A 22654-nucleotide genomic window follows, 5' to 3' on the forward strand; every position below is an offset into this window, starting at 1 on the left:
ATACCGTATTGCCCTAAAATATTAACCTAATTTGAGATTAAATCATGCTCCTATTTGTAACATCCCCAAAACCCCCTATACCTGAATTTCAGATGTTTCTGTAGCTTCCATATCCAAACTTTCCGCTTCCGATACTTCCGCAGTTAGTTGTCCCTGAAACCTTCTAGCCTCCATTTCATCTTCCGCCGCCGCATCATACTTAGCAGCATCTTTAATATCAATTTTCCAACCCGTCAAACGTGCAGCCAATCGGACATTCTGCCCTTCCTTACCAATAGCCAGACTCAATTGGTCTTCCGCTACCAGCACATGGGCTCGACGTTCCTCTGGGTTCACCAGCCGCACTTCATCCACACGAGCCGGACTCAGAGCATTAGCAATATAAATTGACGGGTCAGGAGACCAGCGGATCACATCTATTTTCTCTCCCCGCAGTTCATTAACTACCACCTGAATTCGAGATCCCCGCGCGCCAATACAAGCTCCCACCGGATCAACATCTCTGTCCAAAGTATCAACCGCAATCTTAGTTCGTGGACCCACATGATTCGAGGGTGGGTTGGCTTCTCTAGCCACAGCCACAATTCTCACCACTTCGTCCTCAATTTCTGGCACCTCATTCGCAAACAGGTACACCACTAACCCCGCATCAGACCTAGACACAATCAATTGAGGACCACGCTGGGAACCCTGGGAAACGCGCTTCAGATATACCCGAAAAGTGGCATTAGCCCGATAGTTATCCTTGGGTAATTGTTCTCGTTTGGGTAATTCTGCCTCAACTTCTGGCTGTCCATAAACACTACTTACAGCCATAATCACCGACTGGCGCTCAAATCTCAGTACCCGAGCCTGTAGGACGGTTCCTTCATGTTCGGCGAACTCATCCTGAATCATCTTCCGCTGTTTGTCCCGTAACTTCTGAGCCAAAACCTGTTTGGTTTGAATGGCAGCCATGCGCCCAAACTCATTCTGCTCTGGGGTAACATCTAAAGTTACTGTATCTCCCAATTGAGCTTCTGGGGCGACTTCCTGCACATCCTTCAGGGAAATTTGATGGTCTTGGTTACTGGCTTGTTCCACAATAGTTAGGTTTTTGGCTAAAACCCTAAATCCCTCTTCCTCAACATCGAGTTCTACATCAAAATTATCGAAGTAGTCCTCACTAAATTGGGTGTCAATCTGAACCGTGCGCCTATAGCGTTCATACCCTTTCAGTAAGGCTTCCCGCAGAGCCTCTTCTACCGCCTGTTTCGGTAGGTTGCGCTCCGTGGAAATGCTCTCAATCATATCTTTGAGCCCGGGTAAACTTACCATTGACATAATGATTTGTCCTCGTAATTAGTTAAATACACAAATTGAGATTAGCTTGTTTCCTGAGAGTCGGCTTTATTCCCCCTCCTCTAGCAGGACTTCCGTGATTAAGGAATTGGGGATAGAGATTTGTCGCCCTTTCTGATTGATATGGACTGCCATCTCGTCGCGCCCCACCAATTTTCCACTTTGCTGTTTGTGTCCTTTGTAGGGTTCGGAGGTGGTGACTGTTACCGGAAATCCTTTGAAGGAGATAAAATCGCGATCGCAACTTAGGGACCTCGATACACCGGGACTCGATACTTCCAGAATATAAGCATCGGGAATTACATCTACCGCATCGAGTTGTTCTTCGAGGGCTCGACTCATCCGCTCACAATCTTCTAAACTGGTGTCTTGCTCCAAATTACGGATATCAACCCGCAGTACAGGAGGCTTCTGGTTAGTGTAAAACATTGCCCCCACGACTTCTAACCCCAGAGGCTTGGCGACTGGAGTGGCTAGGTCGATGATTTTGGGAATTAGGGGGTGAACCATAGTCAGATTTGATGTTAAAACGCTACAATTAGGCTCTATTGGGGTTTGTACCTCAGCCTAGGGTTACGGAAACCTGGAGATCATCCTTTACCATAAACCTCACCTGGTAGTAGGGCTATGGAAATGCTGCCACTAAAAAAAGTGGGTGTCACCCACTTGTAGATGAAACTGTATCTCCCACAAGAAGCTGAGGGCTGACCCGCAGCTTAACTTCCTTATCTATTACTCTAGCTCACAATTGAACTATTGGATGATCACCACTCCATAATTCCCTGTGGCTAGGCTATCTAGGAGTGGGGGAGGGGTCTGATCGCCTCAGTCGGACTCGTAAACAATCAATCCCTCTAATTTGCGCCTTTCCTGGATTGAGGCTAGAACTTGCTCGAAGTTTTCTTCGTCCACTCGATGTATATAATTCAGTTTAATTTCTTCTAATAGATCTACCAGTAAATATTCAAACTGCTGCATTTGTTCCCCTTCAATTTCCTGCCATAATACTTTGCCAAAGTCCCGCACCAGTTGCTCTGTTAGTTGGCTTCCCTTCCGGTCCGACATCGCTTTACGGATCGCTTCATAGGCACTATTTGGACCCTCCGTGGCTAATTGGGATAGTTCCCCGATCAGGCGATCGCTTAATTCTTTCGCCAGATTCTCAAATCCTGGTACTTTTTTAAACCTTTCTACCACCGGGGAATTTTTGACTACACTCTCCACATTATAACGAATTAGTGCCTCTATATCTGAATCTAGTTGTGGGATAACCTTATCAACCACTACCTGAATTAATTGATTAGAAATAAATTCGATTTCATTCAGGTTATTAATATTCATATACCGCTGCTGTTGTGATTGAGCGATCGCCTTACCAATATTACCTTCTCTCAGTTGGTCTTGCACTTGATTAATAAATTGGATAATCACCGCTTCCGTTAATTCCTGCGATCCCGATGACACTAAACCTCGGCTGGCAAATGCTCTGAGTTTCTCCAACTTAATTAATCCCGTTTGGTCTAAACGAATAGTTACCGGAATAATCCTTAATAATCTTGCCGTTGGCAGCGGAACAAACATTAAGATATCGTACCAACGCCAGAGCATCGCATCTAGCCAAGTCACCGTGTTAAATTTACTGCTGACTACCCTAGTCCGAATCAGAAATTCCACTAAAAAGAAGATCACAAACGGAAAATCAATTCTCCAGAAATCGTTGACAAAGTTACCGGTTTCTGATAAACTTCGAAAATAATTAGCCTCCATGAACGGCTTGATCTCACTCTTAAACCAGCCTATCTCCTGTGGAAATCCATGATCGGCTAAATATTCAACAGTCCAAAAAGTAGAGAATGCTTGCTTAGAAGAATCGTCCGGGTTGGGAGCGCGATCGCGCATTCGATTTTTAATAGTCTCTAAAGCACCACTTTGATTGGCGATCGCAAAAGGGTTAGTATCAACCATTTCTATACTTTGCTGTCGCAGACTCGTCAGAATCACCTCTACTTCCGGTGATTGTAGTCCCGTCTCCACCACCTGGTTATTAAGAGCTTCTACAGTTTCTATATATCTGACCGTGTCCCGGTGGGGTTCAATCCCCATAATCGGATCATACAGTTCCGTTAACTCTCGAAAATAACGGAAATAAAAGTCGCGCCAGGGTATATAACTAATATTAAATAAAACTAGGGCATAGTTGACAACCGCTATCATTGACAGACCTCGTTCGATCCACAGACCGACCGGGTGGTTTTTATTAATCGCTCTCGGTTTTTTCATAGTCATAGACTCAATCGGTTCTGTTGACAACAACTCACTCTAGTTAAAATTTCAGTAATTGACGAATTGATTTTATTGATAATCTCATGTCTGAATCTTATCCCCGTATCAGTGTTGTGATCCCAGCTTACAACTGTGAACAGTATATTGCCGAAGCCATTGATAGTGTACTGGCTCAAACTGAGACTGATTATGAAATCATAGTTGTTGATGATGGTTCTCAAGACCAGACTCGCTCAGTAGTAGCCAACTATGACAGCCAAGTTCGCTATGTTTATCAGGATAATCAAGGGGTTTCCGTGGCGCGAAATCATGGTCTGAGTTTGGCTAGGGGTGAGTTTATCACTTTTCTCGATGCCGATGATTACTTTTTTCCCGATACCCTCCAAAGCCAACTCGCTGTATTTGATGCTGACCCCGAATTGGCGATCGTCCATAGTGGTTGGCGCAGGGTTAACCAAACTGGCGAAATGCTGATCGATGTTCAGCCTTGGGAAATGGTCGCTGAGTTGAATTTAGAGAATTGGTTGCGCTGGAAGCCTTTGGGGACTATGGGAACTTTGATGTTCCGCCGCCAGGCTTTGGATACCGTCGGAGGGTTTGAACCTGGGTTGGCTCATGCGGAGGATGTCGATTTGATTTTGCGTTTGGCCTCCAGCGGGTATCGCAGCGCTTGGCTGAAGCGATCGACTGTGTGCTATCGTCAGCACGATCGCAATACTATGCGAGATGGTATCTCTCAAGCCAAGTCTATTAATTATGTCCTCGATAAATTTTTTAATTTGCCAGATATACCCTTGGAAATTCAAGTAATTGAGGACTGGGTTCGCTATAGTACCTTGGTCTGGAGTTCCTGGTATTTATACCATACTGGGTTCAATACTGAGATGGTCGAATATTTACAGCGCTCATGGTCTTATAGTCCTTTTCTACCTATTGAAACCGTCATTAATTGGGTCGAAAGTTTTACTCAGTATTCAGAAAGTGTCGATGCTATTTTCGATGTCGATCATTTATCTACATCTCCTGAGTGGCAAAACTTATTAAAATGGGTCATGAGTAGTCTCCAATACCCCTAGACCCTATCTCGTCCTCGGAAATTATGTTAAGTTTTGTAAAACTTGTCAAAAAGTCCCCCCAGCCCTCCCAGCCGGGGGGTTGCTTTTACGGTTGACTTATGCTATTGTCTTAAATAATGGAAACATTTTAAAAAAATTTATTTGGGGTTATAATTCCATTATTTTACAGTATACCCAAATCATACCATTAGTTCCCGGCGCTTGTCAACCCCCGACCGTGATTTGGCTGAACAATTTTAAAAAAATTGAATAAAAAATCAACTTTGCTGTTGATTGTATTGTGCAGGGAACTAATGTAGAATGTATAGATCCTTGCTTCTGGGTAGAAGCCTGAATTGTCCATAAGGAGTATCATTAGAATGAAGCCTTTTATTTACGAAACCATGTATATCCTGCGCTCTGACTTAAATGAGGAGCAGCTAGAGGCGGCGCGAGCCAAATATCAAGACATCCTGCGGGAACATGGCGCACAAAATCTTGAGGTGCAAAATTTGGGTAAGCGTCGTTTAGCTTATGATATCGACAAGTATCGCGAAGGCATTTACATCCAGATGAACTATGAAGGTGGCGACAGCGACCAGATTAAAGTCATGGAAAGAGCCATGCGTATAGGTGGGGATGTAATTCGTTATCTGACGATTAAACAAGATGTCACCCCATCTGCTGTCCAAGTCGAAGCCGAACCAGAAGCCGAACCCCAAGAGGTGTAAAGCTCAAGTCAGGTCAGGAGTTGGTGACGGTTAGCCGTGCCAATTCGCGACCCGGGGATACTCCTTTTGTCTCTCTCTTGCCGATTGGGTGGAATTGGGAGTATTTTAGGGGGCATATTGGAAGTTTATAGGAGCCATTGGTTATCATGAGCCAGAAAAATAATCCCAACTCCCAGGAACTCACAGCAGAAGTCGCGCGGCTGAGTGAAGAGTTAAAAATGCGAGATCAACTGGTGCAGCAGTTATCTCAAGAATTATTCCGTCTGGTGAAGGGAAATGCTAATTTAGCGCCAGATCCAGAAATGGCCGAGCGACACCAGGCTCAGATGAAGTCCTTGCGGGAACAACTCCAGCAAGTAGAGGAACAGGTTAAGTTTTATCAAGACCAGATCAATGAGCGGGATCTGGAAGTTTACCAACTTAGACAGTCTGTCCAGGAGTTAACCGATCGCTCTCGAATGCTGGAACAGGTAGTTCAAGAATTACCTGGAGTCTACCGCCAGAAGTTTTCAGAACGCCTCGAAGAGGTCATGGAAAGGGTGGAAAAACTGCAACGGGAAAATCGGCAACTGCACGCAGAACTACAAAGTGTTACCTATCGTCTGGCTCAAAAGAGTCGCCGTCCCGGCAATTTAGATCTGCCAACTTTTCAGCCAGGAACTCAGACTGTAATCGAGTTTCCTAGTTTAGGGAAGGCATGATTTTTTCCTGAGTCAGGGTCAAACCTCGTCAAACTTAGGGGTCGGTTCTAGGGAGCATCGCAGAACAAACCCCTTTATTTTTATGAATCAAGTGCCTAGGGTTTTGGGGGACTAGAATTAAGGCATTTTTGCAGCACTTCTAATAACTCCTGTGTGGTGAAAGGTTTTGCTAAAAATATATCAACTCCTAACTCAGCTATATCTTTGGCTATATCTACTGAAAAGTAACCGCTAATTCCGACAATTTTAATTTGAGGATTCAGGGATTTTAGCTCCCTAATAGTAGTTTTGCCAGCCATAACAGGCATCATAATATCGATAACCACACAGTCAATTTGCTCTAAATATTGACGGTATATTTTAATCGCCTCAACTCCATTACTTGCTACCAAAACTTGATATTGAAAACTCTCTAAACTCGCTTTAGTAATTTCTCGGATAGGTTCTTCATCATCAACCACTAAAATTAGTTGACCCTGACCTGTAATTAATTCTAAATGCTCATAAACCGTAGTTTCTGTGTCCTCTGAGGCGGGTATATAAACTCTAAAAGTAGTTCCGCAACCCATTTGAGTATCAACGTCAATAAAGCCATTATGACCCTTAACTATACCTAGGACTGTGGATAGTCCTAAGCCACTACCTTTAGCAAATTCTTTGGTAGTAAAAAACGGTTCAAATATCCGGTCTAAGACTTCTTGGGTAATGCCAGTTCCCGTATCAGAGACGGTAATCATTACATAACAACCTTCCCTCGCATCAAGGTTTAAACGAGCTTCTTTTTGGTTTAAAATAACATTACTAGCTGATAGTGATAAATTCCCCCCGCCTGGCATGGCATCTCGTGCGTTGACACAGAGATTCATTAAGATTTGATGTAGTTGGGTGGGGTCGCCATAAACTGTCCAGAGTTCCTTAGAAACATTGGTGCTAACATTGATAGATTTGGGGAATGTCTCCCTGGCAATATCTGCTACTTCACTAATTAAGTGTCTGACTTGAAAAATCTCTAGTTTCCCTTCAAAGCCTTTGGCGAAGGAAAGAACTTGCTTAATTAAATGGGCTCCCCGTTTGGTGTTATTTTCAATTAACTTGAGCATTTTATTTTGTTTTTCTTGGTCAAGTCCTAATTGAAACATTTGCACGGAGGCGAGAATCGGTGTCAAAATATTATTGAGGTCATGGGCTATGCCACTGGCTAGGGTGCCAATGCTTTCTAGTCTTTGCGCTCTCAGTAGTTGGATTTCTAGTCTCTTGGTTTCGGTAATATCTGAGAGAACACCGACTATTTCTTCAATGTGACCAGAGGCATCACACACCAGCTTCATTTCGTCTCGTAACCAACGATAACTGCCATTTTTATGGCGGAAACGATATTCGGTGGTTAGGTGATTTAATTTGAGAATTTGTGAGCAACGATGATGGATTTTGGGGCGGTCATCAGGGTGAATGCGATCGCTCCAAAAATTGAGGGTATTAATCCATTCACTAGGTTGATATCCTAGTTGAGTTATGAGATTATCACTGATAAATTTAGGGGGATAGTCATCGGTGGGATAACAAGTATAAATAATCGCCGGACTCGATGCTAATAAATGTTCAAGTTGAATCTGAATAGAACTTAATCTCGCTTCGGTTTGCTCAAGTTTAGTGATTTTTTGTTGTAGTTCTGTTTCTCGAATTACCCGTTCGGTAACATCAGCAATTACAGTAATAGTTCCGCAAATTTCTCCCGCTTCAATTAAGGGAGCAATACGGACGCTTTGTTGCATTGGGGATAAAGAATGACTGCCAATATTTGCCGGAATATTAATGAGATAGGAATGGAGGCGCTGAGACAGGAAAGCTACTTGACCTTGGAGAGCTTGTTCATAAAATCGATGGATTCCTCGTTCTTTCATGTCAGGATAAAGGCTGAATAAATGACACCCAATTAAATCTTGGGCTGACCTACCACTGTGGATTTCTAGCCAATGATTCCAACTGAGAAATTCTAATTTATTATTAGTAGTAAAAATGCCCTGTTCTGCAAAGTTATTGAGCCATTTTAACAAGGCGTGACTATGGGAAAGATGGATATTATGATCTAACATAATTAGGTAAATCCCATATTTAATAGTAATTGGTGGATTACCGAGTCAGAGATGGCGCTACAGCCTCATCTGCCCAACTGTCTATCAACTCCAATAATTTCTCTAAGGAAACTACACCCAATACCAGCACTAGATAGCCGTTTACGGAGTCTTCACGCATTTTAAAGGAGGTATACATTACCATGGCATAGCGGACTTCTTCCTTGCCAATAATCAGAGAATGAATCAGTCCATCTAGGGCTTCTAGGTAAAGGCGCGGTACCGAAAAGGAAATCTGAATTTCTAGTAAATTTCCGAATACACTTAAACAGGAGTTAAGTAGGATATTGCCAATTTCTGTTAGCACTTCTCCGGCGGGAACGTCAAGGCGATCGCTTGATGGGCTACCCTCTGGGGACACTAAACGGGACAACATTACCGCCCCTTCATAGTTTAATAATAATAGAGCATTTCCCGACACTGGCCCGGTGAAAATCTGCTGTACTGTGGCAATTTCACCATTAACAAAACTCGCCAGTTTAGCCGCTAATTCTTCAATAGGATGAATAGAAACTTGAGGAACATCAAGCAAAATGCGATGACCCGTTAGCTGTGATAAAGAATTGGCAGTGCGAGCAAAACCAATATTAATTAACTCAGTTAGAGCATCTTTTTGCTTTTCGGTCAGGATCATCGCAGCACCTCCCTAGGACTGTGATATAGTAATGAGAGCTTGATTTACCTGGTCGAGAACACTTTGAGCCATAAAAGGCTTGGTAATGTAGCCCACAGCCCCAGCGGCTTGAACTGCAGCGCGAGTCATTTCCTGAGCATCAGCACTGGCAATAATAACCCTAGCTGTGTTATCCATTGCCATGAGTTTTTCTAAAACTTCTGTCCCCTGCATATCTGGCATAGCCAGATCAATTAAAACCAGGTCTGGTTTATCGATAAAGTAGCGTTCCAGCGCAGCTAGTCCCCCTGTAGCTTCAATGACTTCGTGTTTATCTGTTTCTAAGATACCACGCATAATCCTACGGGAGAGACTAGAATCATCAACGATTAAAATTTTAGCCATTGCCAAGTCTCCCAAGCCCTGCGGTTGATTACGGTGGAGTATAAACAGGATCTATATTTAGTCTCCTACAACATATATAGTAACAGGAAACTATGGGTTTTCTAAAATTTTTGTACAAATTTTAACAATCTAGTTAACTACTAGGTGATCTGCTAAAATAGATGATACGAGAACTTATACAAGGTGCCGAAACACCTTGTATAAATCAATTTTAGTCGATTTTGACCATCAATTGGGAGCAGTAGGCATATCTCGTGATGCCACCACATCGACACCTAAATCAAGAACATTAGATAAGATGGTATCGCCGATATGAATCGGGGCGGTAACATTCACTTGCCGCAATTGCTGACATAATTCTATCACTTTTTCTTTCGGTATGGCTGCGGTAGTTTTTACGGGTAATTTTGCCCAAATACCATTATTAACTCGCACTGTAGTTGTCACCATGCGACGGGGTTCGGTGTGTTCCTGTTTGGCATATTCTTCGCCTCGCTTACAGGTGAAGCCTCGCACTTCGACGATGTAGCCATTATCTTCCTCAACTTCTAGGCGACATCCCAAAGGACAACCAATACATAGATAATGAGAAATGGTGGTTTCTGAGGTGGTTTCTGTGGTTTTAGTCATGGCTTATTTCTCCTCAAAATTTGCTGGATTTACTCAAGGGGGAGGATATCAATTGTTAAAGCCTCTCCGTGGAAGTTCTGCAAAAACCGGGGTTTGACTTTCAGGTTGACCATTTCGGCGGGGAATACATACCGGAGTTTTTTCTCGTATATATCCCCAAGTTTTAAAATGCTTTCCTTGAGAGGACGACGCACTCGCATATAAACGGTATGATCCCGATCGCTCGAAATGGTTTGAGGTACACAATAGGCGACATTTTCACCAGGAATTAAACGGATATTATCGGTAGGTGGGCGATTTTTAGTTACATATAATCCCGCATTTCGACCAGCTAAAATGGCTTCTTGGCTGACAAAATCAACTAGATCATGAATGTGGACGACATTACCACAAGCAAAAACTCCATTCATAGAAGTTTCCATGGTGCTGCTAACCACTGGACCACTGGTAACCGGATCAATTCGCAGTTGTAATTGACGAGATAGTTCGTTTTCGGGAATTAATCCAATCGATAATAACAGGGTGTCGCAGGGAACATACCAGCTTTGGTCGGCGAGGGGTTGTAGATGTTCATTAACTGGCGCGACGGTGACTCCTTCAATGCGATCGCGTCCATGAATTTCTACTACTGTGGTAGATAGATATAGGGGGATATTAAAGTCCTGTAAACATTGCACAATGTTCCGGTTTAATCCGTTGGCGTGGGGCATGATTTCAAATACTCCCGCCACTTCTACCCCTTCCAAGGTTAGCCGTCTCGCCATAATTAATCCGATATCCCCAGAACCCAGAATTACGGCTTTATTTCCAGGTAGAAATCCTAGTAAATTTACAAATCTTTGGGCTAACCCGGCGGTTAAGACTCCTGAACAGCGGGTTCCGGGGGTGCGAATAGCGCCACGAGTCCTTTCTCTCGCACCCATGGCTAAGACGGTGGCTTTGGCGGAAATGACGTGCATTCCGTGGTTTCCAGACATTAATTTAACTCGCCGATCGCCATCTATATCTAAGATATAGGCATCTGCTATAATGTCTATATCCTGGGCGATCGCTTGTTCTAAAAAACGTTGAGCATATTCAGGTCCGGTCAATTCTTCTTTAAAGTGTTGGAGTCCAAAACCGGGGTGAATACATTGCAATAAAATGCCTCCCGCTTCCTTTTCGCGATCGACAATTAAAATTCGTTCAGCGCCAGACTCTTTCGCGCCTAACGCCGCCGCTATCCCAGCGGGTCCGCCGCCAACAACTACTACATCATAGTTGCTATTTAGGTGCTTAATACTCTCGGTAATCATGATAATTTTTCAATGGCTAACAACAAACACAGACTAAATTTGGGGCGGGTTATATAGTCAATTTTTGTCGGTAGTAAGTAACCGACATTAACCCGCCATTTTTAGGCACAATAAGCTATGGGTTGTAATCAGTGTTAATTAGTGGGTATTTATGAATGCTGTTCACGCACTACCCAGGTATCGCCGCCACGTTTGGTAATTTCGGTCATGGGAATGTTATATTCCTGGGATAAAAGTTGCATACAGCGTCCTGTACAAAATCCCCCCTGACAGCGACCCATTCCCGCGCGGGTGCGGAATTTAATGCCATCTAATGTTTTTGCGCCTCGGCTGATCGCATCCAGAATTTCACCCTCGGAAATTAACTCACACCGACAGATAATTCGACCATAGCTAGGGTTTTGGTTGACCAGTGCAATTTGTGCTTCTGTAGAAAGAGAGGCGAAATGAATGGGTTTAGTAATTGAGGGAATAAAGCTATCTTTGGGGGCTAAGGATAAGCCTTCTTCGTGTAAAATATCCCTAACCATAGTGGCGATCGCTGGTGCTGCGGTTAGTCCTGGTGATTGAATTCCCGCCACGTTAATAAAGCCAGGTTTCGCCGTAGTCCCGATGATAAAATCTTCTCCGTCTACTACCGCGCGGAGTCCCGCAAATTCAGCTATACAGTCCCTAGGACTAATTCCTGGGACGGTTTGGGTAACTGCATCAAAAACTTTTTTTCCCCCTTCGTGGGAGGTGGTTAAATCGGTCTTATCGTCCACCATTTCGGCGGTAGGACCCACCATTAAAGTCCCGTCATAGGTGGGGATGACTAAGATACCTTTAGAAACGGGAGTAGGACAGGGAAAAATTACTCGTTTGACCAGTCCAATTAATCGCTTATCGAGGAGATATTCCTCTCCTTTACGGGGTTTGATGGTAAAGGTACGCACTCCCGCAAATTCAGCGATCGCATCTGCATATAGTCCAGCCGCATTAATCACAAAACGAGTATTAAATTCCCCTCTGGGGGTATGGATTACCCAGTGATGATCAGGGGTTTGATTAATGGCTGTAACTTTACAATTGGTAAAGAGATTTAAGCCGTTTATACAGGCATTTTCAATTAGAGCAAAACAAGCCTCGTAGGGATTAACCACCCCAGTTGTCGGCGCATATAAAGCAGCGATCGCCTCTGATGTTAGGTGAGGTTCTTCTTTTCGCAGGCGTTCCCGTTGCCAAATTTCTAAGCCAGGAACTCCTTTAGCTTCCCCCTGTTTTTGCAATTTTTCTAGTGTGGGTATTTGGTCTTCTGCGAAAGCGACAGTAAGTTCTCCAATGCGTTTAAAACCAAACCCTAATTCTTCGCAGATGGTATCCCACATTTGGTTTCCTTCCCATTCTAGCCTACCTTTCAGCGTATTAGGGGAACTGTGATGTCCACCGTGAATAATACCGCTGTTGGCTTTGCTGGTTCCGAAACCCACTTCTGCTTCTGATTCAATTAGCGCAACTCGAATCGCATACCGCATCAATTCTCGCGCAATGGTGCATCCGGTTACACCACCACCGATAATGATTGCATCATACAACATGATCCTATCCTGTAAGTGTTTGCTTGTCGGTCATACAGTGTTTAATCAATTGAAATTGTTAGTCAATCAAACTGCTCAATCTGGTTAAGCGGTGGACATCAGTTTCTGGCTGCTACAGCCGCGATCGCATGGATCTGTAAACTGAATCCTCTATCTTCAGTGTAAGGACAAATTGATGATTTGTCATCCGTATTTAGGTTAAGTATTTTTAAGCGCCATTATTCAACTATGGTATAATTAATCCGGCAAAATTCATCAATGGACAAGTTGAATGAGCATTAATTTTACACAAATTAACTCTGGGAATGAACTTAAATCAGCCATGGCTAAAGGTCTTTATACTACTGTCCATGAGTGTTTTTCTGCTCCCCCTTTTAACGAAAAAGTAACCCCAGAAAAAGTCAATTTTTACTTTCAAAAATATATTGAATCCGGGGTTTTATACTTGGCTTATTCTGACTCAAACCCCATGGGATTTATTGCGGCACTCCCCTTAGCTGAAACCGCCAATATAGGAGAGTTAGAATTTTTTGAGACTTGGGGATATATGAATAACCAAAAAGTTCATCTAAATTCTGATTTATTCACTCAGCAAACCGGACTCAGCATTGATAAATTATACTATGTCGCTGATTTAGGTGTAGCCATTAATTACCGTCAGCAAGGTATCGCCACAGGACTGTTTAAAACCTTATTTGGTCATTTATCAGATCACATTGGTTATATCTTGAGAACTACAGCCAACCCTGAATATGCTTATTTACCTGAGTTTTATCAAAAGTTGGGGTTTAAAATGATACCAATTAGCCAAAGTGTTGAGTATTATCATTTTAAAAATGAATTAATCCAGGATAGCCGTTTAATTTTAGTGAAATTACCTAACGATTAATTAAATTTTTGATTTCCTTTAAAAGTGGCGGTTCTTTGGATATCTTAACCGGGTGGGTTAGCAGTCCTTCACTAGGGCTAAATAAAAACGCCATTAGGAATAAACCAGAAGCCACCAAGACAATGGCTGGACCGGAAGGCAAGTTATAGAAATAACTCAGATACATTCCACTCATGCTAGAACCCACGCCAATTAACACCCCTAAAATCATCACATTATGCAAACGATTAACCAATAAATAAGCGGTGGCTGATGGTGTAATTAATAAGGATAAAACTAAGATGACTCCTACGGCTTTGAGACTGGCGACAATAGTTAAGGAAATTAACATCATTAACCCTAAATTTAACAGGTTCACAGGTAAGCCAGCCGCCTCCGCGCCCTGGGGGTCAAAGGTATAGAACAATAATTCTTTATAAATGAGGAAGACGACCAATAAGACAATAGCAGCAATAATCATTGTATCCCGGACATCGGAGGCTGTAACTCCCAAGATATTGCCAAAGAGAAAATGATTTAAGTCGATTTTATTGTCTTTTTGAATGATGGTAATTAGAGTAATCCCCAAAGCAAAAAAGCCGGAAAAAACAATCCCCATGGCTGCGTCTTCTTTGATTTTGGAGTGGGTGCGGATTATTTCGATTAATACTGTACTGAATACCCCAGCGATAAACGCACCTACAAAAATATTAAACCCTAAAATAAAGGCGATCGCTAATCCAGGTAAAACGGAATGGCTGATGGCATCCCCTAATAAAGCCAGCCGCTGCACCATTAAATAACTACCAACCACGGCACAAATTAACCCCACCAATATAGCAATAGTGAGCGATCGCTGCATGAAACCATATTGCAAAGGTTCTATTAATATTTCCCAAACTATCATGTTGATACTGTCTCTTATATCTTCAGAACCTGGATTTTTGTGGATGGATATACAGGGCAAAAAACCGGGTTTATCCTCAATAGATAATTCTCCAACGCCATTAAGCTGCATTGTCTGAGAAAAACATGACCCTACCACCATAAGCATGATCAAGATTTTCCTGAGTTAAGACAGCTTCCCTAGTTCCGGCGGCGATTAGTTCTTTGTTTAGCAGAATTAAGTCATCAAAATTGGTAATGGATTTACCTAAGTCGTGATTAACTACTAACACAATTTTGCCGGAAGCTGCTAACTCCCTGAAAATACTAAAAATCACATTTTCAGTTTTTTGATCAATACCCGCAAAGGGTTCATCAAAGCAGAAAACTTCCGCCTGTTGCGCTAAAGATCTAGCTAAGAAAACCCGTTGCTGTTGACCTCCTGAAAGTTGACCAATAGGACGCGCACTATAGCTTTCCATTCCTACCCGCTGTAAGGCTTGGGTAGCCAAGCGACGACTGACTCCCGAAAAGCCTCTAAACCAACCAGTTTGGCGGACTCTTCCCATCATTACTACATCCCAAACTGTGGCGGGATAGGTCCAGTCTATCTGCGATCGCTGGGGGACGTAGGCGACGCGGTGGCGTTGTTGACTCAGGGGACGTTCACCGAAAATGGCAGGGCTTCCTGTGGCAGGAATCAGCCCCAAAATAGCTTTTAACAAGGTACTCTTACCCGCACCATTGGGTCCAATAATTCCGGTTAGCCGTCCTGGGTTCACCTGTAGATTAATGTCCCGCAGTGCTTCAATCCCTCGGTACTGTACCCCCAGGTTACTGATGATAATACTCATATCGGCTGAAACCTGCTTAATAAAGGAGTTGTGGGCAATTTTGAGAGTATCCATAACTATGATTTGCGATCGCTTTATTTCAAGTTATGTCAAGAATAGCACAAAAATGAAAGAAATATGAAATAATTTATGAAAACAAAATGAAAAGGACTAAGTACAAATGGCTAGACCAATGGCTAAGGGGTTAGGTGTAGTTGGGTTATTGTGTGGGTTGTTGCTGGGGGGTTGTCAGTCGCCGTCGGTGGTTTCTACTGGGGATGAAATGCCGAAAGTGGTATCTACTACCACTATTATTGCCGATTTAACTGAAGCGATCGCCTCTGACCAAATTCAACATACCAGTCTTTTACAGCCGGGGGTAGATCCTCATATTTATGAACCTGTCCCCCAGGATAGTATAGCCTTAGAAAACGCTGACCTAATTCTGTATAATGGTCATAATTTGGAACCAGGTTTAATTAGGTTAATTGAAGCGGTGGGAGAAAGGGCCATAAGAGTGGCAGTTGCTGAGTTTATCACTCCCTTAACTATTGAAGAAAATGGAGAGGTAGAACCGGATCCCCATGTGTGGGGAAATGTGGAAAATGCGATCGTCATGGTTGAGGTAATTCGGGATGAATTAATAGCACTATCCCCAGATGATCGGCAGATATTTATGGATAATGCGGAACAGCTTATTGAGGAGTTGGAAAAACTCCATATTTGGATTGGTGAACAAATTGCCACAATTCCTAGCGATCGCCGTTATCTGGTCACCACCCATGATGCTTTTCAATATTACGCCGCCGCCTATGGTTTAACTGTACCCGGAACCTTAATAGGTATCAGCACCGAAGAACAACCTAGCGCCCAAACTGTGCGGAATTTAGCAGAGGAAATCCGCCGCCTAGGAATCCCTGCTATTTTTGCAGAAACTACACTTAATCCCCAATTAATTAGGGCGGTTGCGGAAGAAGCCGGGGTGGAATTAGCCCCCCAAGAATTATATTCAGATTCTATTGGCGCACCTGGTTCCGAAGGGGATAGTTATGTTAGGATGATGCAAGCCAATACTAGGGCGATCGTAGAAGCCCTCGGCGACAACTAATTTATTAGGGCAGGTAGGGGCAGGTTTCTAACCCGTCTCCGCCTGCTGCTGGTCGCTATTCTCCTAAACCGCTGGTTCCGTGGCTGGGCTAATAATTTCCTGGAATTGAATCACGTCTTGGCGTGGGTCAGAATGGGTCACTTTGACCTCAAAGCGATCGCCAAGTTCTATATCACGGTTAAAGCGCATTGGTAACTCTAACCCTAATTCCTCCAGCATGACCAAACCTAAATTACTATCCTCGCGCAACCACCGCAGCAAAATAGCTTCCCAGACCTCATCAGTTTGACGACGCAAATATTCCAAACTCCAATAGCGGTTAGTCTCCCGTTCCACCTTCGAGGCTTCTTTCACCGCCGGACCGAGACTCATCACCATTTCCTGCATTTGTTCCACCGAAAAAGGTGGATCATCTCCCCGCAAATGAGCCTTAATCTGGAAGTGAGCCAAGAGATCGCTATAACGCCTAATGGGGGAAGTCACCTGCGTATAAGTTTCCAGGGCTAAACTTGCATGGCGAGCTGGAGTTAAGCTAACCTCACTGCGAGGCATATAACGACGCAATGCACAGGCTCTGACCGCTCCGGCTGGTAGTTGCAGCAGCTCCTCTTCTGGGGGTAGTTCCGGTTGAGGCTGGCTGCGATAGGGTAATGCTAAATTATGCTCTTGACCATAGCGAGCCGCTACCTCCCCAGTCAAAATCATCATTTCTGCCACCATTTGGCGAGACAGAGAATCATCAAGGAGTTTAACAATGACCTCATCCCCCTCCACCTTGATCATCGATTCTGGCATATAAATACTAATAGCCCCTTGGGAGGAACGCCATTGTTGGCGACGTTTGGCTAACTGTCCTAAAATCTCGATTTCTGGTTCAGCCTTAATACCCAAGTGCAGCATCTCATCCACGTCATCATAGGTGAGGCGGTAGGTAGGTTTGATGATGCTCGTATGAATGCTATAATCCTTCAGGCTGCCATCCTCATTCAGCACTACCCCGAAGCTCAAGGCACAGCAAATTTTACCCTGTACCAAACTCATCGGCCCCGTGGCTAGTTCTGGGGGGAACATGGGAATCATCCCCGTCGGTAGGTAAACGCTGGTCGTCCTGCGCCGCGCTTCTAGGTCTAGTTCATCTCCCGGTGTAATTAGACGAGTAGGGTCAGCAATGTGAATCCAAATTTTTTGGGTTCCGTCTTCCAGGAATTCTAGGCTAACTCCATCATCAATTTCGCGGGTGCTTTCGTCGTCAATGGTGTAGACCTTCAGATGAGTTAAATCGAACCGATGACCTTGATCCGGGTCAGGTTGGGGAGATTGCAAATAATATTGAGCCACGTCTAGCACCTTTGCGGGAAACTGGGTTGGGATCTGACTGCGCCATAGGGAAAGATTCTCATGCAGACTCCATATCCCCAAGTCTACCAACAATTGAAAAGAGGCACTGGGAGTTTGAGGGCGATTAAGACTGCTTAGGGTTTCTAAGGCGGGTCCGGTATGGGATGCTTCCTCCCCATAAAGAGCAAAACGTTCTAAAGCATCAAGGCGAGTGCGATCGCTCCCCCGCCATTCTACCACCTCTCCCGCTAGACATTGTTCAACTCGCTGCCAAAACAGTTGGGTTTCCTGTTCCCGTTGCTGTTCAACTTCCTGTTGATGTTTGATTTCTGCTACCTGGTTGGGAGGGCGAGGTTCATAGCGATCGCCCTTCTGTTTAAAGTAGAGTTTATCATTGCATAGCAACAGGTGGCTGGCATAACACTGGGCTGGAGTTTCCTCCGAAAATAGCAACAATGCCATTCCTTTGGGGTCTACTGTTTCCCCCTCTTCAATCAAAATCTCCCAGGCTATCTCTAAACTAGCTGGATCTAGATAGGGTTGTATTTCTTCATAAAAAGAGGGAATATCAGCAGGACGATAAGTCGTTCCCCCTACCTCATAGGTAATTTGTCTGGGATGAACGGTATGGGAATTTCCCTGGTCATCAACTAAGATCCAGTGCTTTTTTCCTTCAGGGCGATCTACCACAGCGAGACGGCGCTCCCCATGATGACGGAATTCAACTAAGGTTCCCTTTTCCACCAATTCAATCAGCCTTCTTTATTGACAAAGGGCAGCATGGCTAAAATTCTAGCCCGTTTGATCGCTTTTGTCAGGTCTCGTTGTTGTTTACAGGTTAAACCGGTAATGCGGCGGGGTAGAATTTTGCCCCGTTCGGTCATAAACTTTTTCAACAACTCGATGTTTTTATAATCAATGGGGGTTTTGGGATCAATGGGCGAAACTTGGCGACGGAAATAGCTCATGGGCTTTGACTCCTGTTAGTTTAATGGATGATTCTATGTCGATGGGGATGACTACTCTCCCACCAGTCATCTGAAAGCACTATTTGATTTCTTTGTGAACCGTATGTTTGTTACAGTGGGTGCAGAATTTCTTGAGTTCCATTCTGCCAGTTGTATTCCGACGGTTTTTGGTCGTTGTATACCGTGACACACCCTTAGAACGCTTATCGGTATTGGTGCGACACTCAGTGCATTCCAGCGTGATTACAATGCGAACACCTTTAGCCATAATCCTAAAAGATTTCTTAATAAAGCACAATCATCTATTATTTCAGGTATTGCTGCATTTTGTCAATCCAATTTTTGACTCTAATATCCAGAGAATAGCCTCGCTGAACACCAATAACGATGGTTTCGCCCAGGCGATCGTGAAAAGTTTGCGGGTATTGAGCCATATCAAAAAGCACAGTTCCACCATCAGCGATCAGGGGAACTAATAATAACACAACTCCGGCATGGCCTGAAGCCAGACTGCCTAATCCATTTAGGGCCAAGAATACAAAAAACCCTAGGACCCCCTCGCGCTTAGATAATTCTAGCAATTGCGGTGTTCGGTGGAATCGTGTATCAATTACCCTCATATTCAAAGCCCAGCGCCCCAAGCTCTGTCCGTAGTTTCGATAAACGACAAACACCCGTGAGGCTATCCAAAGCAGCATAAATACCAAAAATCCGACTAAGCCACTAAGCCCTAATAAACCAGTAATCAACAACACTAGAAATGCGTCAATCCCTAATGCGATCGCCCGACACCAAGTTGGAACCCTTGGAAAAGCAGGGGCTACTAACTCAGATAACTCAGACCTTTCAGAACTCATGGTGAATACCAGATTATCAAAAGACAAAGCCTCAATCAAATCAAGAAAGAGGCAGAGTCATCATATTAAATTGTAGTGTAGAAACCAAACCCTAAAGGCTGCATAGAGAAAAAGCGAGTGTAAAAGAGGTCAAGCCCTCGGTCTGTTAGTGTGCCTCGGCTACATCCATTACTGGACTTCCACCTGACATCTATTAACGGGTAATCTTCCCGTGACCTTACCTGGCTAACCCAGTGAGAGCACTCATCTTGAGGTGGGCTTCCCACTTAGATGCTTTCAGCGGTTATCCGCTCCGCACATGGCTACCCTGCGTATACCGTTGGCACGATAACAGGTACACCAGCGGTGCGTCCTTCCCGGTCCTCTCGTACTAGGGAAGGCTCCTCTCAATGCTCTTACGCCTGCACCGGATATGGACCGAACTGTCTCACGACGTTCTGAACCCAGCTCACGTACCGCTTTAATGGGCGAACAGCCCAACCCTTGGGACGTACTACCGCCCCAGGTTGCGATGAGCCGACATCGAGGTGCCAAACCTCCCCGTCGATGTGAACTCTTGGGGGAGATCAGCCTGTTATCCCTAGAGTAACTTTTATCCGTTGAGCGACGGCCTTTCCACGCAGCACCGTCGGATCACTAAGGCCGACTTTCGTCCCTGCTCGACTTGTAGGTCTTGCAGTCAAGCTCCCTTATGCCTTTGCACTCTACGGCTGATTTCCAACCAGCCTGAGGGAACCCTTGCGCGCCTCCGTTACCATTTAGGAGGCGACCGCCCCAGTCAAACTGCCCCCCTGAAACTGTCTCTTTCCCGGATAACGGGAAAAGGTTAGAATTCTAGCTTCGCCAGAGTGGTATCTCACCGATGGCTCAGAATCCCCCACAAGGAATTCTTCACAGCCTCCCACCTATCCTGCGCAAGCGAAGCCCGAACCCAATTCCAGGCTACAGTAAAGCTTCATAGGGTCTTTCTGTCCGGGTGCAGGTAGTCCGTATCTTCACAGACAATTCTATTTCGCCGAGTCTCTCTCCGAGACAGCGCCCAGATCGTTACGCCTTTCGTGCGGGTCGGAACTTACCCGACAAGGAATTTCGCTACCTTAGGACCGTTATAGTTACGGCCGCCGTTCACCGGGGCTTCGGTCATCAGCTTCAGATTACTCCTAACCGACTTCCTTAACCTTCCGGCACTGGGCAGGCGTCAGCCCCCATACATCGTCTTGCGACTTAGCGGAGACCTGTGTTTTTGGTAAACAGTCGCCTGGGCCTCTTCAGTGCCACCTACCTTTCGGCAGGCACTCCTTCTCCCGAAGTTACGGAGCCATTTTGCCGAGTTCCTTAGAGAGAGTTACCTCGCGCCCCTTAGTATTCTCAACCACCCCACCTGTGTCGGTTTCGGGTACAGGCATTTACAGTTTAAGATGTATAGGGCTTTTCTAGGAAGCCTGATGACTATCACTTCCCCGCCGTAGCGGGTCGGACTCGTGCCTCAGCTCAGTCTGTTTTCACCAGACCTCAACACCTCGAACACTTGCACCGGTAACCAACATCCGGATGACGAACACCTACTTCGTCCCCCTTCATCAACTGCAAACGGTACGGGAATGTTAACCCGTTGTCCATCGACTACGCTTTTCAGCCTCGCCTTAGGTCCTGACTAACCCTCCGCGGACGAGCCGTCCGGAGGAACCCTTAGGGTTTCGGGGTGTGGGATTCTCACCCACATTTTCGCTACTTAAGCCGACATTCTCACTTCTGATTCGTCCACACCTGCTTGCCGCTAGTGCTTCACACTACTACAGAACGCTCCCCTACCAATAGTTGCCTATTCCACAGCTTCGGTACACTACTTAGCCCCGTTCATTTTCGGCGCAGGAGCGCTTGACCAGTGAGCTATTACGCACTCTTTTAAGGATGGCTGCTTCTAGGCAAACCTCCTGGTTGTCTGGGCACTCCCACCTCCTTTATCACTTAGTAGTGATTTGGGGACCTTAGCTGGTGGTCTGGGCTGTTTCCCTCTTGACGATGAAGCTTATCCCCCACCGTCTCACTGGTTGAGTGTTCCCCTGGTATTCAGAGTTTGTCTCGATTTGGTACCGCTCTCGCAGCCCGCACCGAAACAGTGCTTTACCCCCAGGTTTAAACCTCAACCGCTGCGCCTCAACGCATTTCGGGGAGAACCAGCTAGCTCCGGGTTCGATTGGCATTTCACCCCTAACCACACCTCATCCGCCGATTTTTCAACATCGGTCGGTTCGGACCTCCACTTGGTTTTACCCAAGCTTCATCCTGGACATGGTTAGATCACCCGGGTTCGGGTCTACAAATTATGACGTAACGCCCTATTCAGACTCGCTTTCGCTTGGGCTGCAACCTATTCGGTCTTAACCTGCCATAACTTGTAACTCGCCGGCTCATGCTTCAACAGGCACGCGGTCAGACGTTTAATCGTCCTCCCACTGCTTGTAGGCTAACGGTTTCAGGTTCTATTTCACTCCCCTCCCGGGGTTCTTTTCACCTTTCCCTCACGGTACTGGTTCTCTATCGGTCACACAGGAGTATTTAGCCTTACCTCGTGGTCGAGGCAGATTCACACGGAATTTCACGGGCTCCGTGCTACTCGGGATACAGTCGAGCCGTTTTGGCTTTCGACTACAGGACTTTCACCTTCTCTGGTGCAGTATTCAACTGCTTCGTCTAGCCTCGGCGGTCTCTGATGACTGTCCCACAACCCCAACGGGAAATCCCATTGGTTTAGGCTGTTTCCCGTTCGCTCACCACTACTTGGGAAATCGCTATTGCTTTCTCTTCCTCCGGCTACTAAGATGTTTCAGTTCACCGGGTTCGCTCATACTCGCCTATGGATTCAGCGAGCTGTTTCTGGGTTGCCCCATTCGGACATCTTCGGCTCAAAGCTTTGCTTCCAGCTCCCCGAAGCCTTTCGTGGGTCGCCACGTCCTTCATCGCCTCTGTGTGCCTAGGAATCCACCGTTAGCCCTTTGTAGCTTGACCTACATTGGAATTGTCTTTACGACGT

20 protein-coding genes and 1 rRNA gene are annotated in these 22654 nt (G+C 45.1%); 5 read left to right on the forward strand and 16 right to left on the reverse strand.

What is annotated here, in order from left to right:
• Nucleotides 1–75 precede the first annotated feature (75 nt).
• The 3 genes from nusA to HFV01_RS22975 form a co-directional block, all read right to left on the reverse strand.
• Nucleotides 76–1323, reverse strand: coding sequence for a transcription termination factor NusA (nusA, locus tag HFV01_RS22965; RefSeq protein WP_006621527.1), 1248 nt, complete (start codon nt 1321–1323; stop codon nt 76–78).
• A 66-nt stretch (nt 1324–1389) separates the two neighbouring features.
• Nucleotides 1390–1851 (reverse strand): ribosome maturation factor RimP, encoded by a 462-nt coding sequence (rimP, locus tag HFV01_RS22970; protein WP_006621528.1) that lies wholly within the window; start codon nt 1849–1851, stop codon nt 1390–1392.
• 315 nt (nt 1852–2166) lie between these two features.
• Complete coding sequence (locus HFV01_RS22975; RefSeq protein WP_006621529.1) at nt 2167–3627, reverse strand: hypothetical protein; 1461 nt, start codon at nt 3625–3627, stop codon at nt 2167–2169.
• A gap of 80 nt (nt 3628–3707) precedes the next feature.
• Between HFV01_RS22975 and HFV01_RS22980 the strand changes: the two genes are divergently transcribed.
• The 3 genes from HFV01_RS22980 to HFV01_RS22990 all read left to right on the forward strand — a co-directional run bounded on the left by HFV01_RS22980 (nt 3708) and on the right by HFV01_RS22990 (nt 6111).
• The gene (locus tag HFV01_RS22980) at nt 3708–4700 is read left to right on the forward strand and encodes a glycosyltransferase family 2 protein (RefSeq protein ID WP_006621530.1); all 993 of its coding nucleotides are present in this window, start codon (nt 3708–3710) and stop codon (nt 4698–4700) included.
• 359 nt (nt 4701–5059) lie between these two features.
• Nucleotides 5060–5410, forward strand: a complete 351-nt coding sequence (rpsF, locus tag HFV01_RS22985) for a 30S ribosomal protein S6 (protein ID WP_006670624.1) — start codon at nt 5060–5062, stop codon at nt 5408–5410.
• Between the two features lie 146 nt (nt 5411–5556).
• Entirely contained in the window at nt 5557–6111 is a 555-nt protein-coding gene (locus HFV01_RS22990; RefSeq protein ID WP_006621535.1) for an Npun_F5560 family protein, read from the forward strand.
• Between the two features lie 95 nt (nt 6112–6206).
• Here the strand turns inward: HFV01_RS22990 and HFV01_RS22995 are convergent, their stop codons facing one another.
• From HFV01_RS22995 to HFV01_RS23020, 6 genes are all read right to left on the reverse strand, one after another.
• On the reverse strand, nt 6207–8204 hold the full coding sequence (locus tag HFV01_RS22995) for a PAS domain-containing hybrid sensor histidine kinase/response regulator (RefSeq protein WP_193520416.1): 1998 nt from the start codon (nt 8202–8204) through the stop codon (nt 6207–6209).
• Nucleotides 8205–8241: 37 nt separating this feature from the next.
• The gene (locus HFV01_RS23000; RefSeq protein WP_006621537.1) at nt 8242–8877 is read right to left on the reverse strand and encodes a chemotaxis protein CheC; all 636 of its coding nucleotides are present in this window, start codon (nt 8875–8877) and stop codon (nt 8242–8244) included.
• 12 nt (nt 8878–8889) lie between these two features.
• Nucleotides 8890–9261 carry a response regulator gene (locus tag HFV01_RS23005; protein ID WP_006670822.1) on the reverse strand — a complete coding sequence of 124 codons (372 nt, stop codon included), beginning with the start codon at nt 9259–9261 and terminating at the stop codon, nt 8890–8892.
• Nucleotides 9262–9489: 228 nt separating this feature from the next.
• Nucleotides 9490–9891, reverse strand: a complete 402-nt coding sequence (locus HFV01_RS23010; protein WP_006621539.1) for a DUF1667 domain-containing protein — start codon at nt 9889–9891, stop codon at nt 9490–9492.
• A gap of 29 nt (nt 9892–9920) precedes the next feature.
• Nucleotides 9921–11186, reverse strand: a complete 1266-nt coding sequence (locus HFV01_RS23015) for an NAD(P)/FAD-dependent oxidoreductase (RefSeq protein WP_006621540.1) — start codon at nt 11184–11186, stop codon at nt 9921–9923.
• 149 nt (nt 11187–11335) lie between these two features.
• Nucleotides 11336–12763, reverse strand: a complete 1428-nt coding sequence (locus tag HFV01_RS23020) for an NAD(P)/FAD-dependent oxidoreductase (RefSeq protein ID WP_006621541.1) — start codon at nt 12761–12763, stop codon at nt 11336–11338.
• Between the two features lie 271 nt (nt 12764–13034).
• Here HFV01_RS23020 and HFV01_RS23025 point away from each other — a divergent pair, with 271 nt between their 5' ends.
• Complete coding sequence (locus tag HFV01_RS23025; protein WP_006621542.1) at nt 13035–13652, forward strand: GNAT family N-acetyltransferase; 618 nt, start codon at nt 13035–13037, stop codon at nt 13650–13652.
• On the opposite strand, the gene HFV01_RS23030 is transcribed toward HFV01_RS23025, so the two are convergent.
• Both HFV01_RS23030 and HFV01_RS23035 read right to left on the reverse strand, forming a co-directional pair.
• Nucleotides 13642–14538 carry a metal ABC transporter permease gene (locus HFV01_RS23030; protein ID WP_006621543.1) on the reverse strand — a complete coding sequence of 299 codons (897 nt, stop codon included), beginning with the start codon at nt 14536–14538 and terminating at the stop codon, nt 13642–13644. The genes HFV01_RS23025 and HFV01_RS23030 overlap by 11 nt on opposite strands.
• Before the next feature lie 100 nt (nt 14539–14638).
• Nucleotides 14639–15424, reverse strand: coding sequence for a metal ABC transporter ATP-binding protein (locus HFV01_RS23035; RefSeq protein WP_006621544.1), 786 nt, complete (start codon nt 15422–15424; stop codon nt 14639–14641).
• 106 nt (nt 15425–15530) lie between these two features.
• On the opposite strand from HFV01_RS23035, the gene HFV01_RS23040 reads away from it, so the two are divergent.
• A complete protein-coding gene (locus tag HFV01_RS23040; protein ID WP_006670824.1) occupies nt 15531–16457 on the forward strand; it encodes a metal ABC transporter solute-binding protein, Zn/Mn family in 927 nt (308 codons plus the stop codon).
• Nucleotides 16458–16520: 63 nt separating this feature from the next.
• Here HFV01_RS23040 and HFV01_RS23045 read toward each other — a convergent pair whose 3' ends face one another.
• From HFV01_RS23045 to HFV01_RS23065, 5 genes are all read right to left on the reverse strand, one after another.
• Nucleotides 16521–18539: a ribonuclease catalytic domain-containing protein gene (locus tag HFV01_RS23045; protein WP_006621546.1), complete on the reverse strand. Its 2019-nt coding sequence runs from the start codon at nt 18537–18539 to the stop codon at nt 16521–16523.
• An 8-nt stretch (nt 18540–18547) separates the two neighbouring features.
• Nucleotides 18548–18763: a 30S ribosomal protein S18 gene (rpsR, locus tag HFV01_RS23050; RefSeq protein WP_006616668.1), complete on the reverse strand. Its 216-nt coding sequence runs from the start codon at nt 18761–18763 to the stop codon at nt 18548–18550.
• A 79-nt stretch (nt 18764–18842) separates the two neighbouring features.
• Nucleotides 18843–19031: a 50S ribosomal protein L33 gene (gene rpmG, locus HFV01_RS23055; RefSeq protein WP_006616669.1), complete on the reverse strand. Its 189-nt coding sequence runs from the start codon at nt 19029–19031 to the stop codon at nt 18843–18845.
• A gap of 37 nt (nt 19032–19068) precedes the next feature.
• Nucleotides 19069–19620, reverse strand: a complete 552-nt coding sequence (locus HFV01_RS23060) for an RDD family protein (protein ID WP_006670825.1) — start codon at nt 19618–19620, stop codon at nt 19069–19071.
• 125 nt (nt 19621–19745) lie between these two features.
• Nucleotides 19746–22629, reverse strand: a 23S ribosomal RNA gene (locus HFV01_RS23065).
• Nucleotides 22630–22654: the final 25 nt, after the last annotated feature.

The organism is Limnospira fusiformis SAG 85.79, from assembly GCF_012516315.1.
Lineage (GTDB): Bacteria > Cyanobacteriota > Cyanobacteriia > Cyanobacteriales > Microcoleaceae > Limnospira > Limnospira fusiformis.

Excerpts from the sequence above, each read along its gene's own strand:
- nusA (WP_006621527.1), bottom strand. The coding sequence starts at position 1,323 with ATGTCAATGGTAAGTTTACCCGGGCTCAAAGATATGATTGAGAGCATT.
- rimP (WP_006621528.1), bottom strand. The coding sequence starts at position 1,851 with ATGGTTCACCCCCTAATTCCCAAAATCATCGACCTAGCCACTCCAGTC.
- HFV01_RS22975 (WP_006621529.1), bottom strand. The coding sequence starts at position 3,627 with ATGACTATGAAAAAACCGAGAGCGATTAATAAAAACCACCCGGTCGGT.
- HFV01_RS22980 (WP_006621530.1), top strand. The coding sequence starts at position 3,708 with ATGTCTGAATCTTATCCCCGTATCAGTGTTGTGATCCCAGCTTACAAC.
- rpsF (WP_006670624.1), top strand. The coding sequence starts at position 5,060 with ATGAAGCCTTTTATTTACGAAACCATGTATATCCTGCGCTCTGACTTA.
- HFV01_RS22990 (WP_006621535.1), top strand. The coding sequence starts at position 5,557 with ATGAGCCAGAAAAATAATCCCAACTCCCAGGAACTCACAGCAGAAGTC.
- HFV01_RS22995 (WP_193520416.1), bottom strand. The coding sequence starts at position 8,204 with ATGTTAGATCATAATATCCATCTTTCCCATAGTCACGCCTTGTTAAAA.
- HFV01_RS23000 (WP_006621537.1), bottom strand. The coding sequence starts at position 8,877 with ATGATCCTGACCGAAAAGCAAAAAGATGCTCTAACTGAGTTAATTAAT.
- HFV01_RS23005 (WP_006670822.1), bottom strand. The coding sequence starts at position 9,261 with ATGGCTAAAATTTTAATCGTTGATGATTCTAGTCTCTCCCGTAGGATT.
- HFV01_RS23010 (WP_006621539.1), bottom strand. The coding sequence starts at position 9,891 with ATGACTAAAACCACAGAAACCACCTCAGAAACCACCATTTCTCATTAT.
- HFV01_RS23015 (WP_006621540.1), bottom strand. The coding sequence starts at position 11,186 with ATGATTACCGAGAGTATTAAGCACCTAAATAGCAACTATGATGTAGTA.
- HFV01_RS23020 (WP_006621541.1), bottom strand. The coding sequence starts at position 12,763 with ATGTTGTATGATGCAATCATTATCGGTGGTGGTGTAACCGGATGCACC.
- HFV01_RS23025 (WP_006621542.1), top strand. The coding sequence starts at position 13,035 with ATGAGCATTAATTTTACACAAATTAACTCTGGGAATGAACTTAAATCA.
- HFV01_RS23030 (WP_006621543.1), bottom strand. The coding sequence starts at position 14,538 with ATGATAGTTTGGGAAATATTAATAGAACCTTTGCAATATGGTTTCATG.
- HFV01_RS23035 (WP_006621544.1), bottom strand. The coding sequence starts at position 15,424 with ATGGATACTCTCAAAATTGCCCACAACTCCTTTATTAAGCAGGTTTCA.
- HFV01_RS23040 (WP_006670824.1), top strand. The coding sequence starts at position 15,531 with ATGGCTAGACCAATGGCTAAGGGGTTAGGTGTAGTTGGGTTATTGTGT.
- rpsR (WP_006616668.1), bottom strand. The coding sequence starts at position 18,763 with ATGAGCTATTTCCGTCGCCAAGTTTCGCCCATTGATCCCAAAACCCCC.
- rpmG (WP_006616669.1), bottom strand. The coding sequence starts at position 19,031 with ATGGCTAAAGGTGTTCGCATTGTAATCACGCTGGAATGCACTGAGTGT.
- HFV01_RS23060 (WP_006670825.1), bottom strand. The coding sequence starts at position 19,620 with ATGAGTTCTGAAAGGTCTGAGTTATCTGAGTTAGTAGCCCCTGCTTTT.